Here is a 22,540-nt window from a genome sequence, read left to right on the forward strand (position 1 = left end):
TTCTGCGAGGAGCCATGACATCATTCGATCCCGCCGCGGATGCGGCCCTCCCCGCGCGGCGGCGCAACGAGCTGCTGCGCCTGGCCCGCACCCGGGGCCAGGTGACGGTGACGGAGCTGTCCGGTCTGTTCGGGGTTTCGGCCGACACGATCCGGCGTGACCTCGATTTCCTCGAGGGCCGCGGCCTGCTGGCCCGGACCCATGGCGGCGCCGTGCCGGTCGACGTGCTGGTCGGGCGCGATGCGCCCTACGCCCAGCGCATGAACACGCAGATCGATGCAAAACGGCGCATCGCACGGGCCGCTGCCAACCTGATCGGCGACGGCGAGACGCTGATCGTCAATGGCGGCTCGACCACCCGGCTGTTCGCGGCCGAGCTGACGGGCCGGCGCGACCTGACCATCGTCACCAACAATCTCGAGCTGCCGCTGGCCGTGCCGGCGCAGGCGGTGCGCGACATCTACGTCCTCGGCGGCCAGTTCCGGCGCGAATCCCACGTCACCATCGGCCCGCTCGGCTTCGCCGGTGCAGGCGGCATCACCGCCGACACGGCGGTGCTCGGCGTCGGCGGCCTGTCGGCTTCGGCCGGCCTGTCCACGACGCTCCTCGAGGAAGCCGGTCTGATCGCCGCGATGATGGCGGCGGCGCGCCGCACCATGATCCTGGCGGATGCCAGCAAGTTCGGCCATGCCTCCTTCGCCCATATCGCGCCGCTCGACCGGGCGCATGTGCTGGTGACCGACCAGCCGCCGCCCCAGGAGATCGCCGAGCTGCTGGAGCGCGCCCAGGTCGATGTCGTGGTGGCGGGCTGAGGCATGCCCCCCGGCCCCTCGCCGTCATTGCGAGGAGGCGAAGCCGACGAAGCACTCCATCGTCCCGCACGAGCGGCTGCATGGATTGCTTCGCTGCGCTCGCAATGACGGCGCAGCTTGAACCGCCAAACCCTCGCCATCATCGCGAGGCGCGAGCCTCGGACTTGATCCGGGGGCCGTGGCGATCCAGTCTGCCGCCGACCATACCGCCTTAAGGTCACGCAATGTTCATTGCGCAGGTGGTTCGTTGTTGTTCATCATATGTTCCATGAACAAGCCGCACTCCGTCCCCACCCCGCAGCCCGCCGCCCCGGCCCCCGATCGGGCCGAGGCCGAGCAGGCGGCGCGCCTGCTCGACCGGCTGGCCGAGATGGCGATGGAGCAGGCGGAGGCGATGCATCGGGCCACGATGGCCGCCATCAAGGCCGATGATGCCGCCAAGGCCAAGGAGTTCGGGCTGGCCTTCGAGCGCGCCGGCCGCGGTGTCAGCCGCATGCTGGCGCTCAAGCTTCATCTCGCCCGCAAGCGCCAGGAGATGGCGGAAAAGGCCGCTATCCACGCCCGCGACAGCGCCGCGGCGAAGGAGACGCGCCGCCACCGGGTGGCCCGCGCCGTCGCCTGCTCGGTCGCCGCCAACCGCGACCTCCCGGCCGAGACCTGCGAGGCGCAGATCGCCGCGATGTGGAAGCGGCTGGTCGACGACCCGGCGATCGACGCCGACCTCGCCCTTTCCGAGCATTCGCTGGAGGCGATCGTCTTCCACCTCTGCCGCGACATGCGCATCCGTCCCGACCCGGCCTGGCTGGACCCGGACTATTCCGGCGCCGACTGGTTCGGACGGCGGAAGAAGGCGGCCAAGGACGGCGACAAGCCTCCCGTGCCCTGGTGGCCCGAGGACGGACCGGATGCCGGCCGCTACTGGCATCTCGACGCGAGCGACAAGATCCCGGTCCAGGGCTGGTACGACATCGAGACCGGCGAACGGCTCGACCGCGCGCCCTGGCTGCTTAAGCCCGGCGGCGGATGAACGCCGCCCGGACTGTCTCACACACCATAAGAGCCCGATTGTTTTGCCTCTCCCGCCTGCGGGAGAGGTCGGAGGCGCTTGCGCCTCCGGGTGAGGGGGTTTTGTCGAGGCCCGGCCCCGCCCTCACCCGGTCTCGCTGCGCGAGCCCGACCTCTCCCGCCAGGCGGGAGAGGTCACGCGAAGCGGCTTGGCCATCAGCGTCACCAGATTCTGGATCGCCCTGCTCGCCCCCAAGGCATCGCCTCACCCCGCACAGGCGCTGGCCAGGCGCAGCGGCGAGGCCAGCGCCAGCTCGGGCCGGATGCAGGCGCTGTAGTGGCCGTCCCCGACCGCCTGCAGCGGCGGGGCGGCCTCGGCGCAGGCCGGCAGGGCGTAGCGGCAGCGGGTGCGGAACGGGCAGCCCGAGGGCGGCGACAGCGGGCTGGGCAACTCGCCCTTCAACAGGATGCGCTGGCGGCGCAGCGTCGGGTCCGGGATCGGCGCGGCCGACAGCAACGCCTCGGTGTAGGGGTGGCGCGGCGTCTCGAACAGCGCGCGGGCCGGGGCGATCTCGACGATCCGGCCGAGATACATCACCGCCACCCGGTCGCAGATCTGGCCGACCACGGCCAGGTCGTGGCTGATGAACAGGATGGTCAGGTCCAGCCGCCGCTTCACCTCCATCAAAAGGTTGATGATCTGCGCCTGGACCGAGACGTCGAGGGCTGAGACCGGCTCGTCCGCCACCAGCAGCCGGGGCTGGGTGACGAGCGCGCGGGCGATGCCGATGCGCTGGCGCTGGCCTCCGGAGAATTCGTGCGGGAAGCGCTCGGCATGGCTGGCAGAAAGCCCGACCGTCTCAAGCGCCGCCGCCACCCGGGCCGTGCGCTCCGCCGCCGAGGGCGCGGCCTTCTGCACCCGCAGCGGCATGGCGACGATGCGGCCGACGGTCATGCGCGGGTTCAGCGACGCCGCCGGGTCCTGGAACACGAACTGCATCCGCGGCCGGATCGGCTTCAGCTGGCGGCGGCCGAGATGGGTGATGTCGACGCCCTCGAACAGCACGCGCCCGCCGGTCGGCCGCATCAGCCGCAGCAGGGTCCGGCCGAGCGTGCTCTTGCCCGAGCCGGATTCGCCGACGAGCCCCAGCACCTCGCCCTGTCGAACGGTAAAGGAGACGCGGTCGACCGCGCGCACCTGCAGCCGGTCGCGGCCGAACAGCGTGCCGCCGACCGGGAAGGACTTGCTGAGCTCCTGCAGGTCGAGGATGGGCGCGGGTTGTTGTGTCATCATCACGCCCCCGCCTCGATCTCGCGCCACAGATGGCAGCGCACCACCCGGCCGCCGCCGGCCTCTTCCAGCGCCGGCACAGCGGCGTCACAGGCGCCGGGCCGCGCGTGATCGCAGCGTGGGTGGAAGGAGCAGCCGGGCGGCAGGCGGCCGGGGTCCGGGACGCTGCCGGGAATGGCCGGCAGGACGCCGCCGCCGAACTCCAGCCGGTCGATCCGCGGCACCGAGCGCAGGAGGCCCTGGGTGTAGGGCATGCGCGGCCGCCGCAGCAGGCCGACGGCGTCGCCGCGCTCGACGATCCGTCCGGCATACATGACCATGACACTGTCCGCGATCTCGGCCACCACGCCGAGATTGTGGGTGACGAAGATGATCGCCATGCCGGTCTTCGCCTGCAGCGACTTCAACAGGTCGATGATCCCGGCCTGTACGGTGACGTCGAGCGCCGTGGTCGGCTCGTCGGCGATCAGCAGGCTGGGGTCGCAGGCCAGCGCCATGGCGATCATCACGCGCTGGCGCATGCCCCCCGACAGGTGGTGCGGATAGGCGGACAGGCGCCGCCGCGGTTCCGGGATGCCGACCAGCTCCAGCAGCTCCTCCGCCCGGGCCATCGCGTCTCGGCGGCCGAGGCCGCGGTGGTAGGTCACGGCCTCGGCGATCTGGTCGCCGATCCGGTGCACCGGGTTCAGCGAGGTCATCGGCTCCTGGAAGATCATCGCGATCTCGTCGCCGCGCACCGCGCGCATCGCCTCGGCATCGAGCTGCAGCAGGTCGCGGCTGCGGCCGTCGCGCCCGGTGAAGCGGACCGAGCCGGCGATGGTGCAGCGCGGCGCCGGCGGCAGCAGGCGCAGCACGGCCAGGCTGGTGACGCTCTTGCCCGAGCCGGATTCGCCGACCAGCGCCAGGGTCTCGCCGCGCCGGACGGAGAAGGAGACGTCGTTGACCACCGTCACCGCCCCGCCTTCGCCGCGGAAGATGACGGCCAGGTCGCGGACCTCGAGGATCGGGGCGTCCGTCATGACGCCTCCAGCCGGGCGTCGAGGGCGTCGCGCAGCCCGTCGCCGATGAAGTTGAAGCTGGTGACCGCCAGGGTGATCGCGAAGCCCGGAACCAGGGCGAGCCAGGGCGCCGAGGTCAGATACTGCTGGGCGTTGTTCAGCATATTGCCCCAGCTCGCCGTCGGCGGCTGGATGCCGTAGCCGAGGAAGCTGATATAGGCCTCCATCAGGATGGCGCGGGCGACGGTCAGGGTGGCGGCGACGACAATCGGACCGACGGCGTTGCGCAGCAGCTCGTCGACCATGATCCGCGCGTCGGAGGCGCCCATCATCTCCGCCGCCAGGGTGAAGTCGCGCTCGCGCAACGTGCGGATCTGGCTTTCGACCACGCGCGCCACCTCCATCCAGCTGGTTGCGGCGATGATCAGGGTGATGGTCACCGGGTCGGGCTTCAGCAGGGCGGCGAGCGTCAGCAGCAGGAAGACGGCGGGAAAGCACAGCATGGCGTCGACCAGACGCATCAGCACCGCCCCGACCGCCCGGCCGTAATAGCCCGCCACCACCCCGACCGCGGAGCCGACCAGGGTGCTGATCACCATCGCGGCGAAGGCGACGGAAAGCGAGATCCGCCCGGCCATCAGCAGGCGGGCGCAGAGGTCGCGGCCCAGCGGGTCGGTGCCGAACAGGTGCAGCCCGGTCAAAGGCGGCGCGAAGCGCGCGCGCATGTCGATGCGCAGGTCGTCGAAGGGCAGCAGCCAGGGCCCGGCGACGCAGGCCAGGACCAGCAGCAGGATGCAGGCGACGCCGAACATCGCCAGCCTGTGCCGGCGGAACCGGCGCCAGCCGCGGTTCCCGGCCTGCGGGATGGCCTCGGCGACAGCGGCGGCGTTCGGGTCGGCGGCGGCCAAGGTCATCGTCCCCTCCCCTCAATCCAGACGGATGCGCGGATCGGCGATGGCGCACAGAATGTCGGCCAGGAGATTGCCGAGCAGCACCAGCACCGCCGAGAACACCAGAATCCCCATCACCACCGGATAGTCGCGGTAGCCGAGGGAATCGAGGAACAGCCGGCCCATCCCGGGCCAGGTGAACACCGTCTCCGTCACCAGGGCGCCGCCGAGCAAGGTCGGCAGCTCGAGTCCGGCCAGGGTGATCATCGGCAGCAGGGCGTTGCGCAGCGCGTGGCGGATCAGAACCCGCTTCTCCGGCAGGCCCTTGGCGCGGGCGGTGCGGATGTAGTCCTGGTTGATCACATCGATCATCGAGGCACGCATGTAGCGGCTCCAGATCGCCACCTCGACCAGCGCCAGAACCAGAGCCGGCGCGATCAGGTGGTGCAGGAAGTCGAGCAGAGAGCCGTCGCCGACGGTGTACATGTTGCCCGCGGGCAGCCATTGCAGCCGCACCGAGAACACGTAGATCACGACGAGGCCGAACCAGAAGGTCGGGATCGACAGGGCCACCATGGCGCCGACCGTCGCCAGGGTATCGGCGAAGGAGTAGCGCCGGATCGCCCCCATGACGCCGATCCAGACGCCGAGCAGCACCGCGATCAGGATCGCCGTCGCCATCAGCTCGAGCGTGGCGAAGAGATGTGAGCCGATGACGGCGAGCACCGGCTGCTGGTCGCGGTAGGACCGCCCCCAGTCGCCGGTCAGGAGCCGGGTCAGCCATTCCCAGTATTGCAGCGGCAGGGGCCGGTCCAGCCCCATCTCATGCGCGATCTGCGCCAGCCGTTCCTGCGACATGCCGGGGACCAGGGCGAACTGGGCCAGCGGGCCGCCCGGGGTAAGGTGCAGCACGGCGAAGCCGATCATCGACACGAGCAGGAGCAGCAGCAGGCTCTGCATCGCGCGGCCGAGCAGGAATCGGGCCATGGTCGGGCCTCCTCTGTCTCCGGGCGGCCGCCTCCCCTCAGCTCGCCCAGTACCAGATGCGGGCGTTCCAGGCGTTCTCCTGGACATTGACGTTGGGGGTGAAGCCGGTCAGCCCCTTCTTCACACCCTGGACCATGGCGTATTGGAAGATCGGCAGATAGGGCAGGTCGCGACGCGTCAGCTCCTGCATCTTCAGGTAGGCCTGCTTGCGCTTGTCCGTGTCGACCGTGCCGGCCCCCTCGGCCAGCAGCTTGTCGACCTCGGCGCTCTCGTACTGAGTCGTGTTCTGGCCGCCCCCGCCCTTGGCGCCGATCGAGCGGCTGGAGAAATAGTCGGTCGCGTCGGGGTCGGGGCCGACCATGAAGTAGATGCCGACCATCGCCGTCTCGAACTTCGACATCATCCAGTAGTCGCCCCACATCACCGCCGGGGGCAGGTTGTTGATGTTCATCTTCACGCCGATGTCGAGCCAGTTCTGCTGCAACAGCTGCTGCGCCTGCTCGCGCACATGGTTGCCGGCGGTGGTCGAGTTGACGAATTCGAGCCGCACCCCGTTCTTCTCGCGGATGCCGTCTCCGCCCGGGGCCCAGCCGGCGGAGTCGAGGATCTGCTTCGCCTTCTCCGGGTCGTAGCTGTGCTTCGGCAGGTCCGGGTTGAAGGCCCAGGACTGCTTCGGCAGGAAGGATTCCGACGGCGTCGGCAGGCCGTAATAGATGCTGTCGATGATGCTCTGCTTGTCCATGCCATAGTACAGCGCCTCGCGCACCGCCGGGTCCTGGAACACCGGCAGCCCGAGGTTGAAGGCGATGTTCTCGATGAAGGCCTGCGGCACCGGCGTGACCTCGCGGTCGGCCAGGCCCTTGGCCTCCTCGTAGTGATCGGCGGTGATGCCCTGCAGGCCGATATAGTCGATGTCGCCGGTGCTGAACTGGGTGTAGAGGACGGTCAGGTCCGGGATGTATTTGACGACCAGCCGCTCCAGATACGGCCCGTCCAGGTGATAGCCCTCATGCGCGGCGAGGGTGATGTGGTCGCCCGGCACCCGCTCGACCCATTTGAACGGCCCGGTGCCGACCGGCTTGGTGGCGAAGGCCGAGGCGTTCGGGTCGGCCTCCTTCTCCAGCAGGTGCTTCGGCACGATGAAGGTCCAGGACAGGATCGACGGATAGGGCGCGTAGGCCTTTTCCAGCCGCCAGGTCAGCTCGGTCGGGCTGACCACCTTGATGTCGCGCACCAGCTCGTGCCCCGCGCGGCGGCCGGCGCGGAACTTCGGGTTGTTGATCAGGTCGATGGTGAACTTCACGTCCTCGGCTGTGAACGGCGTGCCGTCATGCCATTTGACGTTGTCGCGCAGCTTGATGCGCCAGGTCAGCCCGTCCGCCGAGATGCCGCCATTCTCCAGGGTCGGCACCTCGGCCGCGAGATCGGGGACGAAGTTGCCCTGCGAGTCGACCTGCCACAGCGGACTGAACAGGTTGAAATAGACGGCCTCGTCGACCTCGATGTGCAGCATCAGCGGGTGGAACACCGTCGGTTCCTGCGACAGGCCGATCACGGCCTGGCCCGTTGGCTTCGACGGCGGCCCCGCCGCCCGCGCCGCCTTGACCCAGCCCTGGCCGGGGCCGAGCCAGACCGCCGTACCGGCGGCGAGCCCCGCCGCCAGGAAGCGGCGGCGGCTGGGTTGAGCGAACGGAAGATCCCTGGTCTCATCGGTCATGGTGAAGCTCCCCTATTCGTTGCCTCCAAGGCCTTGCGGGGCGGGTCTTCGCCCGTCTCCCGCGAAGCCGTCCTACACCCCGGCCATCGGCCTGGGCCTCGATCCGTCGGTGAAGCGCGAGAAGCGGAAATCCGTCGGGTCGACGATCGGGCGGGCGCCGGTCGCGAGATCGGCGGCCAGATGACCGGCGCCCGGGCCGATGCCGAAGCCGTGGCCGGAGAAGCCCGTCGCCACCACCAGCCCCGGCACCTCCTCGACAGTCGAAATCACCGGCACCGCGTCGGGCGTGACGTCGATCAGCCCGGCCCATTCCTGCACCACCCGAGCCTCGGCGAAGGCCGGGAACTGCCGGACCAGATCGGCCATCGCCCGGCGGTTGGCCTGACGGTCGGGCTCCGGATCCAGCACCCGCACCTTCTCGTAGGGCGAGGGCTGGTCCAGCGGCACCGGCGCCGCCTCCCGCCATTCCTGCAGAAAGCGGTCGTCGAGCCGGATCTTCAGCGACGACCATTCCATGCGCAGCGCCGGCAGGAAGTCGCTGAAGAAGCGGAAGCTGTCCGGCACCAGCGGGGCGATGTTGGAGTTGCCGTTGGCGATGGTGTAGCCGCCGTCGTGGCGCTTGCGCAGCGCGAACTCCTTCGACCACATCGCGGTCTCCGGCGCGCCGTCGAGCGGCGCCGTCCGCTGCACGCTGGCCCTGACCTTGAGCTGCGGCAGCCGCAGGCCGAGATCCGTCAGGAAGCGCCGCGACCAGGCGCCGCCGGCCACGATCACGGTGTCGCAGGCGATGTGGCCGCGTTCGGTGACTACGCCGGCGATGCGCCCACCGGCGCGGTCGACACCGCGGACCGCGCAGTCGGTCAGGATCACGGCGCCGGCCCGGCGCGCGGCCCGGGCGATGGCGGGGGCGGCGCGCTGCGGCTCGGCCCTGCCGTCGGAGGCGGAGTAGAGCGCCCCCTTCCAACGGCCGCCGGCGCCGGGCATCAGCCGGTCGAACTCGGCGGCGGTGATCAGCCGGGCGTCGAGCTGGTAGGGCCGCGCATGTTCCAGCCAGGCCTCGTATTCGGCGATCTCCTGGTCGGTCTCGACCGCGAACAGGATGCCGCTCTGGCGGAAGCCGGTCTCGGCCTCCACCGTCCGGTTCATGCCCTCCCACAGCCGCATGCTCTCGATGATCAGCGGGATCTCCCGCGGATCGCGCCGGGTCTTGCGGCACCAGCCCCAGTTGCGGCTGGACTGCTCGCCGGCGATGTGGCCCTTCTCGCACAGCGCCACCGAGACGCCGCGCTGCGCCAGGGCCAGGGCGGCGCTGGTGCCGATGATGCCGCCGCCGACGATCACCACATCGACCCGCCGCGGCAGGACGGCATCCGGCTCGACGCTGTCGACCTGCGGCCCCATCAACGCCCTCTCCGCTCGGCGATGACACGCATCGGATTCACCAGCTGTCCTCCAGGGTCGAATTGATCGGGATCTCGGCGATGCTCGCGGTAGCGGGCAGGTCGAGGAGGAAGGCGACGACCCGCGCCACGTCCTGCGGCTGGGTCATGGTCTCGGGCGGCCGGTCGGTCAGCGCCGCGGCCATGTCGGTCGCGACGTAGCCGGGGCAGACCGCGGTGGCGCGTACGCCTTCCTCCCAGCCGGCGTGGCGGATGGCGTGGGTCAGGGCCAACGCCGCGAACTTGCTGACGGCGTAGAGGCCGGAGTCGGCCGACTTCACCCGCTTGCCCGACAGCGAGGCGATGGTGACGACGCGGCCGTGGCCGGAGGCGATGAGATGCGGCCAGGCGGCCCGCACCAGCCGCAGCGGCGACTTGACGTTGACCTGGATCAGGTCGTCGAGATCCGCGTCGTCGGCCGCGATCACCGTCTTCGGGATCATGATGCCGGCATTGGCGATGACGGCATCGATCCGGCCGAACCGCTCGGCCGTGGCTTCGACCCACAGCCTTTCGGAGTCCGAATCGCGGGCGTCGAAGCGGTGGGCCAGGGCGTCGGCGCCGTCGGGCAGGCTCAGGGACGCCGGGTTCCGGGCGCCGAGGCTGAGCCGCCAGCCGGCGCGGGCCAGGGCGGATGCGATCTCGGCCCCGATGCCACGGCTGGCGCCGGAGATTATGGCGACGCGGGCGGTGGCGTCAGCCATGACGGCGCCTCCTGCCTGGGTCGGTCACTCGACCGGCGGTGCCTGCTCGACGTAGCTCGCATAGACTTTGCGCAGAAGGCGCAGCAGGTCGGCCTGCTCCGCCTCGCTCAGGATCGAGAAGAACTCGGCGGATTGCCGGCGGGCGACGGCGCGCACCCTCTCCGCCACCCGCTGCCCCTTCGGCGTCAGGTACAGCTCGCGCGCCCGCCGTTCCTCCGGCGAGATCTTCTGCTCGATCAGCCCGGCCTGCTGCAGCTGGTCGAGCAGCCGGCCCATGGCCGAGCGGTCCTTGAGGATGAAATGCGCCAGCACCGAGGGCCTGATGCCGGGATTGCGGCCGACCAGCAGCAGCGTCGAGATCTTGCCGGTGCCGCCGGCCAGCGACAGCGCCTCCATCTGCTCGTCCAGGTCGCGGCTGACCAGCATGTTGACGGTGCGGACGTAGAAGCTGAGCAGGTCGGTGAAGATGTCGAAGTCGATCTCCGAGAAGTCGATCGTCTTCGGGATCTGCGGGTTGCTCCGCGGGCGGGCGCGCCCATCGCTCGTGGCGGGCATAGCCGTCCTTGGTTTCGGTGGTCTGGTTCAGGTCACAGTTCCGCATGGATCCGGCAAACATGAGGGGAGGTCAGAAGGGCGGCGGGTCGAGGCCGTCGCGCCGGGCGAGGCGCTGGTCGCGGATCCGCGACCAAGCCAGCATGACGCGCGGCATGAAGCTCATGTAGAAGGGAGCCCGCTGCAGCTTCTCGAGCGGCAAGGCGAGGTCCTTCGGCGGCGTTCCCGTCGCCCACTCGGCCAGCACCGTGCCCATCATCGTGCCGGTCGGCACGCCGCGGCCGGAATAGCCGAGCGAGGCGACGATGCCGGGCGCCAGGCCGTAGAGCCGCGGGAAGGTGCGCGGCTGCATGTCCAGCGCCCCGGACCAGCGGTACTGGAACTCGATGTCACCGAGCTGCGGCAGCAGCCATTGCAGCTTCCGGCGCATCAGGTCGCGGGTATAGGTCGGATCGCGGCCACGCCTTCCCTCGACGAAGAGCGAGGTCACCAACCGTCCGTCCTTGTCGTATTTCCAGATCGAGATGTCGCGCCGGCTGTCGACCACGGTGTTGTTGTCCGGCGCGATCGTCCGGCGGACGTTGTCGCCGAGCGGCTGGGTCGCCAGCACGGCGACGCCGAGCCGGGCGAAGCTCTGCTCCAGCCCCGGCCAGAAGCCGTCGGTGTAGGCGCCGGTGCCGCAGACCACCTTGTCGGCGATGACGGCGCCGGTCGGGGTCTCGACCCGCCAGCGCCCGCCCTGCGGGCGGATGGCAGTGGCCGGCGAGCGGGTGAAGACCCGAGCGCCGCGCGACATGGCGGCCCGCGCCAGACCGCGGGCATAGCCGAGCGGGTTGAGATGCCCGCCCTCGGGATGGAACCAGCCGCCGCAGAAGCGCGGCGACCCGGTCAGACGCTGGGCCTCGTCGCGGCCGAGCATCCGGGTGGCCTTGCCGATTGCCGCATAGTCGCGGCAGCGCTGCTCCAGCTTCGCCAGGGCCGAGCTGGCATGGGCGGCATGGATGTAGCCGGTCTGCACCGCCTCGCAGTCGATGCCGTAGCGGCGGATGATGTCGAAGACCAGGTTGGCGGCGTTGGTCTGCCGCTCGATCAGCCGCGAGGCGAAGGGCTCGCCCAGGATCCGCCGGATGGTCGGGATCTCGTGGACGTGGAAGGTCGGAGTGCAATGGCCGGCGTTGCGGCCCGATCCGCCATGGCCGATCTGCTCCGCCTCCAGCACCACTGCGCCGACGCCGCGCTCGCCGAGATGCAGCGCGGTGGACAGGCCGGTGTAGCCCGCGCCGATCACGCAGACCGGCGCGTCGATGGTGCCGTCCAGCGCCGTCGTCTCCGGCGCCGCGGCCGCCGTGGCGAACCACAGCGACGGCTCGAGCGGTGTCTTATGTATCATGTCCTCCTCATCCCGGAAGAACTGACACAATTCCGACGAAAGAACGCAGAATGCCTATCACAGGCACATCATGCCTTCCTTTTCATCATCCGATGATCAGACAGTGCGCAATCGAATGTTCTTCGCCGGACATCGGTCCGGACATTCGATCGTTTCTTGGGAACTGAGATTATGATTGTGATCGTCCATTATGGACGGAGTCAAGCGTCAAGTGGCGCTTCGGCTCGTCCGGAAGGGCGATCGGCGGCTGTGTGACATCGTCGCGGATGCAGGCGAAGCGGTGGCCGGGCGCCGCCTCGCGCGGCGGCGGCACCGCCCCGGCGCAGGCCGGCAGGGCGTGCGGGCAGCGGGTGCGGAAGACGCAGCCCGAGGGCGGGTCGTGCGGGCTCGGCGGCTCGCCCGCCAGGCAGATCCGCTGTGGCCGGCCAGCCATCGCCAGGCGCGGCGCCGCCGACAGCAGCGCCCTGGTGTAGGGGTGGCGGGGCGCGGTGAAGATCGCCGCCACCGGCCCCTCCTCCATCACCCGGCCGAGATAGAGCACCACGACGCGGTCGCACAGATGCCGCACCACCGGCAGGTCGTGGCTGATGAACAGCATGGTCAGGCCGAGCTCGGCCCTGAGCGAGGACAAGAGCGCCATGACCTGGGCCTGGACCGAGACGTCGAGGGCCGAGACCGGCTCGTCCGCCACCAGGAAGTCGGGGTCGGTGGCCAGCGCCCGGGCGATGGCGATGCGCTGGCGCTGGCCGCCGCTGAAGGCATGCGGATAGCGCTCGGCATGCTCCGGCTGCAGCCCGACCTGGACCAGCAGATCGCGCACCCGCCGCCGGCGCGCCGCCGCATCGGCCAGGCGATGGATGCGCAGCCCGTCGGCGATCTGGGCTCCGACCCGGCGCCGCGGGTCGAGGCTGGAGAACGGGTCCTGGAACACTAGTTGCATCCGCCGGCGCAGCCGCCGCAGCGGTTCCCGGCCGAGGCCGGAGAGGTCGGTGCCGTCGAACAGCACCCGCCCGGCGCTGAGCGGCTGCAGGCCGAGCAGCAGCCGGCCGATCGTGCTCTTGCCCGAGCCGCTTTCGCCGACCAGCCCGACCGTCTCGCCGCGCGCCAGCGCCAGGCTGACATCGGTCACCGCCTGCACCGGCCGGCCCAGGCCGAACACGCCGCGCCCGCCGAAGCGGCGGCCGATGCCCTCGGCGACGACCAGAGGCGTCACAGCTCCTTCCAGCGCAGGCATCGCGTCCTCCGGTCCGCCGCGGGTTCGACGAGATGCGGCCGCGCCGCCTCGCAGGCGCCGGCGCGCATCGGGCAGCGCTGGGCGAAGACGCAGCCGGGCGGCAGCGCGTCCGGCGCCGGCACCACGCCGGGGATGCCCTGCGGCGGCGGCCCGTCCTCGCGCGGCGCGCTGGCCAGAAGGGCCGCGGTGTAGGGGTGCAGCGGGGCGCCGAAGACCTCGCGGGTGCGCCCTTCCTCCACCACCTCGCCGGCATACATCACCACCACCCGGTCGGCGATCTCGGACACCACCGGCAGGCTGTGGGTGACGAACAGGAGGGCCATGCCGCTCTGCTGCCGCAGCTCGGCCAGCAGGTCGAGGATCTGCGCCTGGATGGTGACGTCGAGCGCCGTGGTCGGCTCGTCGGCGATCAGGAGCGCCGGGTCGTTGGCGATGGCGATCGCGATCATCACCCGCTGCCGCATGCCGCCCGACAGCTCGTGCGGGAAGGACCGCGCCCGCCGCTCCGGGTCGGGGATGCCGACGCGGCGCAGCAGGGCCACGGCCTCGCTCCAGGCGGCGGCGCCGGAGATCGCGCGATGGGCGCGGATCGCCTCGGCGATCTGGTCGCCGACGCGGTGCACCGGGTTCAGGCTCGACGCCGGGTCCTGGAACACCATCGCCATGCTGCGGCCCCGGCGCTGCCGCACGGCCTCCACGTCGAGCCGGAGCAGGTCCGCCCCCTGCAGCCGCACCGCGCCGCCGCCGATCTGCGCCACCGGCGGCAGCAGCCCCATCACCGCCAGGCTGGTCAGCGACTTGCCGGAGCCGCTCTCGCCCACCACCGCCACGGTCTCGCCGGGGCGGATGCGCAGGGACACGTCGCGAACCGCCGGGATCGGCTGCGGCGTGTCGATCTGGATCGACAAGCGGTCCAGGTCGAGCACCGCGTCGTCTGCCGCCGCGGCCTCCGCCGGACCGGCAACAGTGCGCTGGCGCCGGAACGGCCGGCGCACCAGGGTCTTCGGGTCAAGGAAGTCGCGCAGCCCGTCGCACAAGGCGTTGAGCACCAGGATGGTGAGGACCAGCGCGATGCAGGGCCACAGCAGCAGCAGCGGCGCCTGGGCCATGGTGGCGCGGGCGCCGCCGATCATCACCCCGAGCGACGGCGCCGGCGGCACCACACCGAGGCCGAGGAAGGACAGGCCGGATTCCAGCACCACGGCCGAGGCGGTGGCGAGGCTGAACTGGACCAGGATCGGTCCGGCGACATTCGGCAGGATGGTGCGTGTCATGATCTCGAGCCCGCCCGCCCCCTGGGCCCGCATCGCCTCGACATAGTCCTGCGACCGGGCGGACAGCACCCCGGCATAGGTCACCCGGGTGAAGGCCGGCAGATAGACCAGGGCCAGCACCGGGATCAGGGTCAGCACCCCGGGGCCGAGCAGCGTCACCACCAAGAGGGCGAGGAGCAGCGGCGGGAAGCACAGCACCACGTCCATCGAGCGGATCGCCAGCACCTCCGCCACGCCGCGGAGATAGCCGCCGAGGATGCCGAGCGCGGTGCCGAGGACCCCGGCCAGGGCGGCGGCGGCGAGGCCGACGAAGAGCGAGGTCCGGAGCCCCCAGACCAGGCGGGAGAGGACGTCGCGGCCGTATTCGTCCTGGCCCAGCAGATGGGCGGCCGACGGCCCGGCGAAGCGGCTCTTCATCTCCATCGCCAGCGGGTCGGCAAGGCCGAGCAGCGGCGCCGCCGCGGCGATCAGGAGAAGGCCGGCGGTCGCCCCGGCCGCGATCCAGGGAACCCGCCTCATGCCCGGCGCACGCGCGGATCGAGGACTGCGTAGAGGACGTCGACCGCGAGGTTCAGCCCGACGAACAGGATCGAGATCACCAGCACGACGCCGACGACGATCGGATAGTCGCGGGCGTTGACCGCCCCGACCAGCAGCCCCGACAGGCCGGGCCAGTTGAAGACGTATTCGACCAGCACCGTGCCGCCCAGGAGGCTGCCGAGATGCAGCGCCACCACCGTCACCACCGGCATCAGCGCGTTGCGGATGACGTGATGGGTCAGAACCTGCCGGCGGGTCACACCCTTGGCCATGGCGGTGCGGACGAAGTCCTGCGGCATCACCTCCAGCGCCGCGGCACGGGTGACGCGGAAGACGATCGCCGCCAGCCCGACCGCGATGGTGCCGGCCGGCATCAGCAGCAGGATCAGGTGCTGCGCCGGGTTCTGCGCGAAGGGAACATAGCCGCCCGCCGGCACCAATCGCAGCTGCTGGGCGAAGACCATGACCAGCAGCGTGCCGATGACGAAGACCGGCACGGCTTGGGCGAAGCCGGACAGGCCCGAGGCGATGCGGTCGAACCAGCCGCCGGTACGCAGGGCCGCCAGCGTGCCGGCGGGGATGCCGATCAGCAGGCTGATGAAGGCGGCGGCGCCGATCAGCTCCAGCGTGCGCGGCAGCCGGCGCCCGATCTCACGCGCCACCGGGCTGCCGTCGAGCATGGAGAGGCCGAGATCACCCTGCAGCAGGCCCCACAGGCTGTGGGCATATTGTGCCAGCACCGGCCGATCGAGGCCGAGCTGCCGGCGCAGATCCTCGACGATCGCCGGGTCGGGAGCGACCCCGCCCTGGGACAGCAGGGTCTCGGCCGGATCGCCCGGCACCAGATGGATCGCCAGGAAGACGATGCTGGCGACCAGCCAGACCAGCAGCACGGAGACGGCGAGGCGCTTGAGAAACCAGAGCATGATCGCCTCCCTCAGGCGAAGGAGGACTGGTCCAGCGTGCTCGCGGAATAGAAGCTGAGGCCCCCCGGCAGGTTGCGGAAGCCTTGCAGGGCCTTGCGCATGGCGAAGCCCTGGGCGCGGTAGGCCAGCGTCACCATCGGTGCGTGATCGAGCACCAGCTGGTCGGCCTTGGCGTAGATCTCCTTGCGCTTGGCGGTGTCGAACTCGCCCCGCCCCGCCGCCAGCAGCTCGTTCAGCCCGGGCACGGTGATGCCGGTGCTGCGGATGTAGGACGGCGACAGCGAGGAATCGACGAAGGAGGACAGGCTTTCCGGATCCGGGCTCTCCATCGCCGTGCCCATCACCGCGAACTCGTACTGGCCGCGATTGCCCAGGCTGACCCGGGTCGGCCAGTCCGGCATGTTCAGCTCCACCTGGATGCCGAGTTCGGCCAGGTTCTGCTGGATCACCTCGGCCGTGCTCTTGTGCATGCCGTATTGAGCGGTGGACAGGAGCTTGCAGGAGAAGCCGTCGGCCACGCCGGCCTCGGCCAGAAGGGCTTTGGCCTTGTCCTTGTCGTAGCGCCAGCCATGCGCTGCCGCTTCGTCGTAGAAGGGCGTCCCCGGCGCGAAAGGCAGGCCCTCCAACGGCGCGCCGCGGCCGAAGAAGGCGGCCTGCACGATCTCCTCGCGCCGGATGCCCAGCGCCACCGCCTTGCGGATGCGCGGATCGGCGAAGGGGCCGGTCCGGCCGTTGAAGGTCAGGTACATGAAGGGGCCGAGCTGGTTGTCCAGCTTCAGGTTCGGATCGGCCTCGATCGCCTGCATCGACTGCCAGGGGACGTAATCGATCAGGTCGACGTCGCCGGCCTGCAGCGCCGCCACCCGCAGGTTCTCGTCGGGATAGGCGATGATCTTGACCGCCTTCAGCTTCGGCAGGCCCGGCTTGTAGTATTTGTCGAAGGCGACGAGGTCGAGCGAGACGCCGCGGTCCTGCGCCTGCAGCACGAAGGGCCCGGCGCCGACGCCGAGCGGGTCATCGGCGGTCGACTCCTTGGCCACCATCGGCATGTAGTAGTTGGCGAACCAGTGCGGCACGCAGACGGTCGGCTGCTTCATGACCAGGCGCACGGTGCGCTCGTCCGGCGTCTCGACCCGCTCCACCCCCTGCAGCTGGGTGCGCAGATAGGCGGTCGATTTCTCGGCGGCGATCTGCTCGATGTTCCATTGGATGTCGACGGCCGTCACCGGGGCGCCGTTGTGGAAGAAGGCCTCACGCAGATGAAAGGTCCAGGCCTTGTCGCCGTCCGGCTGCCAGTTTTCGGCGAGCTCGCCCTGCAGGCTGCCGTCGGCGGCATAGGACAGCAGGCCGCGATGCAGCAGCGCCGAGACCGATCCTGCCGCGCCGCCGGAATTCACCCAGGGCTGCAGGTTCGGCGGATAGCTGGAGAGGCCGAAGCGCAGCGTGTCCGACGGCGCCTGGCCCCAGGCCGGCAGGCGCAGCGCCGGCAGCACGGCGCCGGCGGCGAGCCCGGAGGCGAGCAATGTGCGACGGGACAAGAGCATGATGACCTCTCCCTGTTTGTTGTCGTGGTCAGAGCGCGGCGCCGTATACCCTCTGCGCCGTCTCCCGGTTGATGCGCCCTTCGGCGAGATCGCGGCGGACCGCCTCGGCCGCGCGCCCGGAGGGCGGGCCGTAGCCGCCGGCGCCAGGCGTGATGATCTCGATGATATCGCCGCGCCTCAGATCGCCGTTGCCGTGGTCGAAGGGCGCGACGCCGGGGCCGAAGACGAAGCCGCCGCGGCCGCCCGGCAGCCCGCCTTCCAATCCCCAGGGGGCGGAGCGCAGGCGCGAGCCGTCGATATGCACGCGGCAGTCGGCCTCGGCCCGGTAGACCCGGCGCAGCCCCATGCCGCCGCGCTGCGTCCCCGGTCCGCCGGAGCCGTCGACCAGCTCGTAGCGCAGCAGGGTCAGCGGGTATTCCAGCTCCAGCGCCTCGGCCGGCAGGTTGGAGGTGTTGGTCATGTGGACATGGACGCCGTCGAGCCCGTCCTTACCCGCCCGGGCGCCGCTGCCGCCGCCGATGGTCTCGAGATAAACCCAGAGTCCGCCGGTCTTCGGGTCGCGACCCATGAAGGTGGCCGAGGCGCAGGACCCGTTGCTGGCCGCGGTCAGCCGCTCCGGCACCGCCTGGGCCAGTGCGCCGTGGATCAGGTCGGCGATGCGCTGGCAGGTCGCCACCCGGCCGTTGACCGCCGCCGGATGGGTGCAGTTCAGTACCGTGCCCTCCGGCGCCGTGACCGTCAGCGGCCGCGCCAGACCGGCATTGGGCAGGATGGTCGGGTCGATCACCGTCTTCACCGCGTAGTAGACGGTCGACAGCAGCGCGGTCCAGACGACGTTGAGGCCGCCGCGCACCTGCGGCGGGCTGTCGAAATGCAGCCGCATCTCGTCGCCGGCCACGGTGATCTCGACCGAGAAGTCGAGCTCGCCGTCCAGCTCCGGATTGTCGAAACGATCGTTGAAACGGTAGGTGCCGTCCGGGATCGCGGCGATGCCGGCGCGCATCTTGCGCTCGGCATAATCCTGCAACGCGGCGCCGGCCGCGAGCACGGTGTCGACGCCGTATTTGGCGCAGAGCGCCGTCATCCGCTGCACGCCCAGCCGGTTGGCCGCCATCTGCGCCCGCAGGTCCGACAGCCGCTCGCGCGGGACCTGGCAGTTCAGCAGCACCAGCTCCTGCACATCGGCTTGCAGCTCGCCGGCGCGGTACAGGCGGATCGGCGGGATCCGGATCCCCTCCTGGTAGATATGGGCGTGGCCGCGATCGGCGAAGTCGGCATGATGGGCGGTGTTGACCGCCCAGGCCACCAGCCGCCCGTCGACGAAGATCGGCTCCGCCAGCACGATGTCGGGCAGATGCGTGCCGCCGCCCTCATAGGCGTCGTTGCCGATAAACACGTCGCCCGGCCGCATCCGGTCGAGCGGGTGGCGCTTCATGATGTGGGGGATGATCCCGATGAAGCTGCCGAGATGCATCGGGATGTGCTCGGCCTGGCACAGCGTGTTGCCGGCGAGGTCGAACAGCGCGGTGGAGCAGTCGCGCCGCTCCTTGATGTTGGTCGAGTAGCTGGCCCGGACCAGCGCCTCCCCCATCTCCTCCGCGATCGAGGCGAAGGCGCTGCCGATGACCTCGACCGTGATCGGGTCGAGCGCGGCCTCGCTGCGCTGCGGGACGGCGACGCTCATCGGACCTCCAGGACCAGGTTGAGATAGGGTTCGACATGGGCCGTCATGCCCGGAAGGATGACGGTGGTGCTGTCCATCTGCTCGACCACGGCCGGGCCGGCGATGCGGTTGCCGGGCTTCAGCCTGGCGCGGTCATAGACCGAGCAGGAGACCCAGCCCCCCGCCTCCGGCAGCCAGACCTCGCGCGCGCCGGTGACCGCGTGGCCCGCTTCCGGCCCGGCATCGGGCTGCGGCTGGAAGCTCGCCTTGGTGACGACGCCCGCGGCCTCGACCCGGAAGGTGACCAGCTGCACCGGCTCGCCGGCGGCGACGAAGCCGTATTGCCGCTCATGCGCCCGGGCGAAGCCGGCGGCCAGGGCTTCCAGCGTCGCCGCGCCGATCGGCCCGTCCGGCAGCGCCACCGGCAGCTCGTAATTCTGGCCGGCGTAGCGCATATCGACCGTGCGCGTGATCCGCCGCGCACCTTGCGGGATCTCCTCCTCCCCGAACCAGGCATCGGCCCGGGCGACGAGGCCGTCGAAGGCGGCCTCGACCGCGGGCAGCGCCGCCGGGTCCAGGGTGGTCAGCCGGGTGGCCGCGAAGTCGGCGCGAAGGTCGGTCAGCAGCAGGCCCATGGCGCAGAGGATGCCCGGCGTCTGCGGCACCAGGATCCGGCCGATGTCGAGCTCCTTGGCCAGTCGGGCGGCGTGCAGCGGGCCGGCGCCGCCGAAGGCCATCAGCGTGTAGTCGCGCGGGTCGTGGCCGCGCTGCACGCTGATGACGCGGATCGCCTTCGCCATATTGGCGGTGACCACGGTCAGGATGCCCTGCGCCGTCTCCATCAGCCCGAGGCCGAGCCGCTGCGCCAGCCGGCCGATCGCGACCTCGGCCAGGTCGCGGCGCACGGCCATGCGGCCGCCAAGGAGCGACACCGGGTTCAGCGTCTGCAGCACGATATTGGCGTCGGTCACCGTCGGCTCGTCATTGCCGTGGCCGTAGCAGACCGGCCCCGGATAGGCCCCGGCGCTGCGCGGCCCGACCTTGAGCAGCCCGCCGCTGTCGACGTAAGCGATCGAGCCGCCCCCCGCCCCGACCGTGTGGATGTCGAGCATCGGCGCCTTGATCGGATAGCCATGCACCATCGCCTCGCCGGCCAGGCGGCACTGGCCGCCGGCAAGTAGCGCGACATCGGTGCTGGTCCCGCCCATGTCGAAGGTGATCAGGTCCGGGAAGCCGGCGACCGCCCCGATCGCCTGGGCCGCGACCACGCCGGTGCTGGGGCCGGACAGGACGGTGCGGACCGGCAGCCGCGCCGCCGTCTCGAAGCTGATGACGCCGCCATTCGACTGGGTCAGCCGCGGCGCGGCCTTGACGCCGATCTCCGCCAGCCGCTTGCCAAGCCGCTCGATATAGCCGCGCATCACCGGGCCGAGATAGGCGTTCACCACGGTGGTCGAGACCCGCTCGTACTCGCGGAACTCCGGCGCCACGCCGTGCGAGGCGCAGGCGAAGGCCTCTGGGAACTCCTCGGCCAGGATGCGCAGCGCCGTCTCCTCGTGCTCGCTGCGGACGAAGCCGTACAGGAAGCTGACCGCCACCGCCTCGACCCCCGCCGCGCGCAGCTCGCGCACCGCCCGGCGCAGCGCCGCCTCGTCCAGCGGGGTCTCGACCGAGCCGTCGTGCCGGATGCGCTCCGGCACATCGATCCGCAGGTCCCGGCTGACCAGCGTCGCCGGCTTGTCGGCCTGCAGGTCGTAGAGGTCCGGGCGCTTCTGGCGGCCGATCTCCAGGAGATCGCGGAAGCCGTCGGTGGTCAGCAGCCCGGTGCGGACGCCGCGGTGCTGGATCAGCGCATTGGTGCCGACCGTGGTGCCATGGCCGAAATAGCCGATCTCGCCCGGCGCGGCGCCGACCCGGGCCGCCCCCTCCTGCACCCCCTGGACGATGCCGCGGGACGGGTCGTCCGGGGTCGAGGAGACCTTCCAGACGTCGAGCCGCCCGCTCTCGTCGTCGAACAGGCAGACGTCGGTGAACGTCCCGCCGGAATCCACGCCAATGCGCCAAGCCATGCGAGGTGACCTCACGAAACCGAAGAACGAGAAACCATCGCGCGCCTCCTAAGCCGCGGCCCTCATGGGGCCCTTGGCGAAGCGCGCGTAGCGGAACGGCGCGGGGTCGACGATCGGCGTGTCGCCGACGACCAGATCGGCCATCAGCCGGCCGGCGCCGGGGCCGATGCCGAAGCCATGGCCGGAGAAGCCGCTGGCGATGAAGAAGCCGGGCACGGCGTCGACCGCGGAGATCACCGGCACCGCATCCGGCGTCACATCGACCAGCCCGGCCCAGCGCTGCTCCACCACCATGCGCTCGAAGGCCGGGAAGGCCCTGACCAGGTTGGCGCGGCCCTCATCGAGGATGCCGTCGTCCGGCACCGGGTCCAGCACCCGCACCTGCTCGAAGGGCGTGGCCTGGTCCAGGGTCCAGCGGCGCGGCAGGCGCCATTCCTCGATAAAGCGGCGGCCGATGCGCAGCCGCAGCTCGTGCCGCTGCTTGCGCAGCGCCGGCAGGAAGTCGAAGAACAGCCGGAAGCTGTCCGGCACGATCGGCGCCAGGTTGGCGTTGCGCTGGGCGATGGTGTAGCCGCCGTCGAGGCGCTTGCGGAAGGCGAAGTTGGAGGCGCCGACCGCCTCCTCCGGCCCGCCCTCCAGCGGTGCGGTGCGCATGACGCAGCTGAGGATCTTCAGCTGCGGGAAGGCCAGGTCCATGTTGCCGCAGAACAGCCGCGACCAGGCGCCGCCGGCCAGCACCACCGTGTGACAGGCGATCGGCCCCGTCTCGGTCACCACGCCGGCGATGCGGCCGGCCTTGGTCTCGACACCCCGGACGGCGCAGCCGGTCAGCACTGCGGCGCCGCGCCGGCGTGCCGCCTCGGCGATCGCGGGGGCGGCCTTCTGCGGCTCGGCCCGCCCGTCGCTCGGGGTGTACAGGGCCGCCGGCCAGCGCCGCGACGCGCCGGGCAGCAGCCGCGCGATCTCGTCGCCGTCGACCAGCCGGGAGTCGAGCTGGAACTGGCGCGCATGCTCCAGCCAGGCCTCGTGCTGGGCGATGTCCTGCGGCGTTTCGCAGAGATAGAGGATGCCGGCCTTGCGGAAGCCGGTCTCGGCCTCGACCCGCGCGTTCATCCCCTCCCACAGGCGCAGGCTTTCGATCGCCAGCGGCAGCTCCGACGGGTCGCGCCCCATCTTGCGGCACCAGCCCCAGTTGCGGCTGGACTGCTCGCCGCCGATGCGGCCCTTCTCGCACAAGGCGACCGACACGCCCTTCTCGGCCAGGAACAGCGCGGTCGAAGCGCCGATGATGCCGCCGCCAACAACGACCACATCGACCCTGGCCGGCAGGGCCGGGTCGGACGCAACCGGATCAACCGGCGGCGACATCAATGCCCGCCCCACCAACGCAGCCACACGCCATGACGCGTCTCCCGACGTCGTGAACCAAGGCCTTCCCCTGTCCGCAGGACAGCCTGCGTGCCGTTTTCCGGCACGAAATCTTCGACCTGCGCTCGAATTCTTGA

Annotated in this window: 18 protein-coding genes; 2 read left to right on the forward strand and 16 right to left on the reverse strand. The window is 70.8% G+C overall.

The annotated features are described in order from the left end of the window. The first annotated feature begins 14 nt into the window (after positions 1-14). Both KXR53_RS19365 and KXR53_RS19370 read left to right on the forward strand, forming a co-directional pair. Positions 15-812 (forward strand): DeoR/GlpR family DNA-binding transcription regulator, encoded by a 798-nt coding sequence (locus tag KXR53_RS19365; RefSeq protein ID WP_437376899.1) that lies wholly within the window; start codon positions 15-17, stop codon positions 810-812. Between the two features lie 268 nt (positions 813-1,080). Continuing rightward, on the forward strand, positions 1,081-1,839 hold the full coding sequence (locus KXR53_RS19370; protein WP_437376900.1) for a hypothetical protein: 759 nt from the start codon (positions 1,081-1,083) through the stop codon (positions 1,837-1,839). Between the two features lie 243 nt (positions 1,840-2,082). On the opposite strand, the gene KXR53_RS19375 is transcribed toward KXR53_RS19370, so the two are convergent. The 16 genes from KXR53_RS19375 to KXR53_RS19450 all read right to left on the reverse strand — a co-directional run bounded on the left by KXR53_RS19375 (position 2,083) and on the right by KXR53_RS19450 (position 22,403). Next, a complete protein-coding gene (locus KXR53_RS19375; protein ID WP_437376901.1) occupies positions 2,083-3,108 on the reverse strand; it encodes an ABC transporter ATP-binding protein in 1,026 nt (341 codons plus the stop codon). 2 nt (positions 3,109-3,110) lie between these two features. Further along, positions 3,111-4,127 (reverse strand): ABC transporter ATP-binding protein, encoded by a 1,017-nt coding sequence (locus KXR53_RS19380; RefSeq protein ID WP_437376902.1) that lies wholly within the window; start codon positions 4,125-4,127, stop codon positions 3,111-3,113. Next, complete coding sequence (locus KXR53_RS19385) at positions 4,124-5,020, reverse strand: ABC transporter permease (RefSeq protein ID WP_437376903.1); 897 nt, start codon at positions 5,018-5,020, stop codon at positions 4,124-4,126. Before KXR53_RS19385 ends, KXR53_RS19380 begins: the two co-directional genes overlap by 4 nt. 12 nt (positions 5,021-5,032) lie before the next feature. Further along, positions 5,033-5,983 carry an ABC transporter permease gene (locus tag KXR53_RS19390; protein ID WP_437376904.1) on the reverse strand — a complete coding sequence of 317 codons (951 nt, stop codon included), beginning with the start codon at positions 5,981-5,983 and terminating at the stop codon, positions 5,033-5,035. Between the two features lie 37 nt (positions 5,984-6,020). Next, positions 6,021-7,700, reverse strand: coding sequence for a peptide ABC transporter substrate-binding protein (locus KXR53_RS19395; RefSeq protein ID WP_437376905.1), 1,680 nt, complete (start codon positions 7,698-7,700; stop codon positions 6,021-6,023). 72 nt (positions 7,701-7,772) lie between these two features. After that, the gene (locus KXR53_RS19400; protein WP_437376906.1) at positions 7,773-9,101 is read right to left on the reverse strand and encodes an NAD(P)/FAD-dependent oxidoreductase; all 1,329 of its coding nucleotides are present in this window, start codon (positions 9,099-9,101) and stop codon (positions 7,773-7,775) included. Between the two features lie 37 nt (positions 9,102-9,138). After that, a complete protein-coding gene (locus tag KXR53_RS19405) occupies positions 9,139-9,843 on the reverse strand; it encodes an SDR family NAD(P)-dependent oxidoreductase (RefSeq protein WP_437376907.1) in 705 nt (234 codons plus the stop codon). 24 nt (positions 9,844-9,867) lie between these two features. Beyond that, positions 9,868-10,398, reverse strand: coding sequence for a MarR family winged helix-turn-helix transcriptional regulator (locus KXR53_RS19410; protein ID WP_437376908.1), 531 nt, complete (start codon positions 10,396-10,398; stop codon positions 9,868-9,870). Between the two features lie 70 nt (positions 10,399-10,468). Beyond that, a complete protein-coding gene (locus KXR53_RS19415; protein WP_437376909.1) occupies positions 10,469-11,785 on the reverse strand; it encodes an NAD(P)/FAD-dependent oxidoreductase in 1,317 nt (438 codons plus the stop codon). Positions 11,786-11,954: 169 nt separating this feature from the next. After that, positions 11,955-13,019, reverse strand: a complete 1,065-nt coding sequence (locus KXR53_RS19420; protein WP_437376910.1) for an ABC transporter ATP-binding protein — start codon at positions 13,017-13,019, stop codon at positions 11,955-11,957. Beyond that, positions 12,995-14,812: a dipeptide/oligopeptide/nickel ABC transporter permease/ATP-binding protein gene (locus KXR53_RS19425; protein WP_437376911.1), complete on the reverse strand. Its 1,818-nt coding sequence runs from the start codon at positions 14,810-14,812 to the stop codon at positions 12,995-12,997. Before KXR53_RS19425 ends, KXR53_RS19420 begins: the two co-directional genes overlap by 25 nt. Further along, on the reverse strand, positions 14,809-15,759 hold the full coding sequence (locus KXR53_RS19430) for an ABC transporter permease (protein WP_437376912.1): 951 nt from the start codon (positions 15,757-15,759) through the stop codon (positions 14,809-14,811). The genes KXR53_RS19425 and KXR53_RS19430 overlap by 4 nt, the downstream gene beginning before the upstream one ends. Before the next feature lie 11 nt (positions 15,760-15,770). Next, positions 15,771-17,303 (reverse strand): ABC transporter substrate-binding protein, encoded by a 1,533-nt coding sequence (locus KXR53_RS19435; RefSeq protein WP_437376913.1) that lies wholly within the window; start codon positions 17,301-17,303, stop codon positions 15,771-15,773. A gap of 28 nt (positions 17,304-17,331) precedes the next feature. Next, positions 17,332-18,987: a hydantoinase B/oxoprolinase family protein gene (locus tag KXR53_RS19440; protein WP_437376914.1), complete on the reverse strand. Its 1,656-nt coding sequence runs from the start codon at positions 18,985-18,987 to the stop codon at positions 17,332-17,334. Further along, positions 18,984-21,035 (reverse strand): hydantoinase/oxoprolinase family protein, encoded by a 2,052-nt coding sequence (locus tag KXR53_RS19445; protein ID WP_437376915.1) that lies wholly within the window; start codon positions 21,033-21,035, stop codon positions 18,984-18,986. Before KXR53_RS19445 ends, KXR53_RS19440 begins: the two co-directional genes overlap by 4 nt. Positions 21,036-21,083: 48 nt before the next feature. Beyond that, positions 21,084-22,403: an NAD(P)/FAD-dependent oxidoreductase gene (locus tag KXR53_RS19450; protein WP_437376916.1), complete on the reverse strand. Its 1,320-nt coding sequence runs from the start codon at positions 22,401-22,403 to the stop codon at positions 21,084-21,086. Positions 22,404-22,540: the final 137 nt, after the last annotated feature.

The sequence above is a fragment of the Inquilinus limosus genome (assembly GCF_051487185.1).
Lineage (GTDB): Bacteria > Pseudomonadota > Alphaproteobacteria > DSM-16000 > Inquilinaceae > Inquilinus > Inquilinus limosus_F.

What these genes read in the sequence shown, in the direction of transcription:
- KXR53_RS19415 (WP_437376909.1), bottom strand. Translation starts at nt 11,785, where the DNA reads ATGATACATAAGACACCGCTCGAGCCGTCGCTGTGGTTCGCCACGGCG.
- KXR53_RS19410 (WP_437376908.1), bottom strand. Translation starts at nt 10,398, where the DNA reads ATGCCCGCCACGAGCGATGGGCGCGCCCGCCCGCGGAGCAACCCGCAG.
- KXR53_RS19395 (WP_437376905.1), bottom strand. Translation starts at nt 7,700, where the DNA reads ATGACCGATGAGACCAGGGATCTTCCGTTCGCTCAACCCAGCCGCCGC.
- KXR53_RS19430 (WP_437376912.1), bottom strand. Translation starts at nt 15,759, where the DNA reads ATGCTCTGGTTTCTCAAGCGCCTCGCCGTCTCCGTGCTGCTGGTCTGG.
- KXR53_RS19390 (WP_437376904.1), bottom strand. Translation starts at nt 5,983, where the DNA reads ATGGCCCGATTCCTGCTCGGCCGCGCGATGCAGAGCCTGCTGCTGCTC.
- KXR53_RS19370 (WP_437376900.1), top strand. Translation starts at nt 1,081, where the DNA reads ATGAACAAGCCGCACTCCGTCCCCACCCCGCAGCCCGCCGCCCCGGCC.
- KXR53_RS19435 (WP_437376913.1), bottom strand. Translation starts at nt 17,303, where the DNA reads ATGCTCTTGTCCCGTCGCACATTGCTCGCCTCCGGGCTCGCCGCCGGC.
- KXR53_RS19445 (WP_437376915.1), bottom strand. Translation starts at nt 21,035, where the DNA reads ATGGCTTGGCGCATTGGCGTGGATTCCGGCGGGACGTTCACCGACGTC.
- KXR53_RS19380 (WP_437376902.1), bottom strand. Translation starts at nt 4,127, where the DNA reads ATGACGGACGCCCCGATCCTCGAGGTCCGCGACCTGGCCGTCATCTTC.
- KXR53_RS19420 (WP_437376910.1), bottom strand. Translation starts at nt 13,019, where the DNA reads ATGCCTGCGCTGGAAGGAGCTGTGACGCCTCTGGTCGTCGCCGAGGGC.
- KXR53_RS19440 (WP_437376914.1), bottom strand. Translation starts at nt 18,987, where the DNA reads ATGAGCGTCGCCGTCCCGCAGCGCAGCGAGGCCGCGCTCGACCCGATC.
- KXR53_RS19385 (WP_437376903.1), bottom strand. Translation starts at nt 5,020, where the DNA reads ATGACCTTGGCCGCCGCCGACCCGAACGCCGCCGCTGTCGCCGAGGCC.
- KXR53_RS19375 (WP_437376901.1), bottom strand. Translation starts at nt 3,108, where the DNA reads ATGACACAACAACCCGCGCCCATCCTCGACCTGCAGGAGCTCAGCAAG.
- KXR53_RS19405 (WP_437376907.1), bottom strand. Translation starts at nt 9,843, where the DNA reads ATGGCTGACGCCACCGCCCGCGTCGCCATAATCTCCGGCGCCAGCCGT.
- KXR53_RS19450 (WP_437376916.1), bottom strand. Translation starts at nt 22,403, where the DNA reads ATGTCGCCGCCGGTTGATCCGGTTGCGTCCGACCCGGCCCTGCCGGCC.
- KXR53_RS19365 (WP_437376899.1), top strand. Translation starts at nt 15, where the DNA reads ATGACATCATTCGATCCCGCCGCGGATGCGGCCCTCCCCGCGCGGCGG.
- KXR53_RS19425 (WP_437376911.1), bottom strand. Translation starts at nt 14,812, where the DNA reads ATGAGGCGGGTTCCCTGGATCGCGGCCGGGGCGACCGCCGGCCTTCTC.
- KXR53_RS19400 (WP_437376906.1), bottom strand. Translation starts at nt 9,101, where the DNA reads ATGGGGCCGCAGGTCGACAGCGTCGAGCCGGATGCCGTCCTGCCGCGG.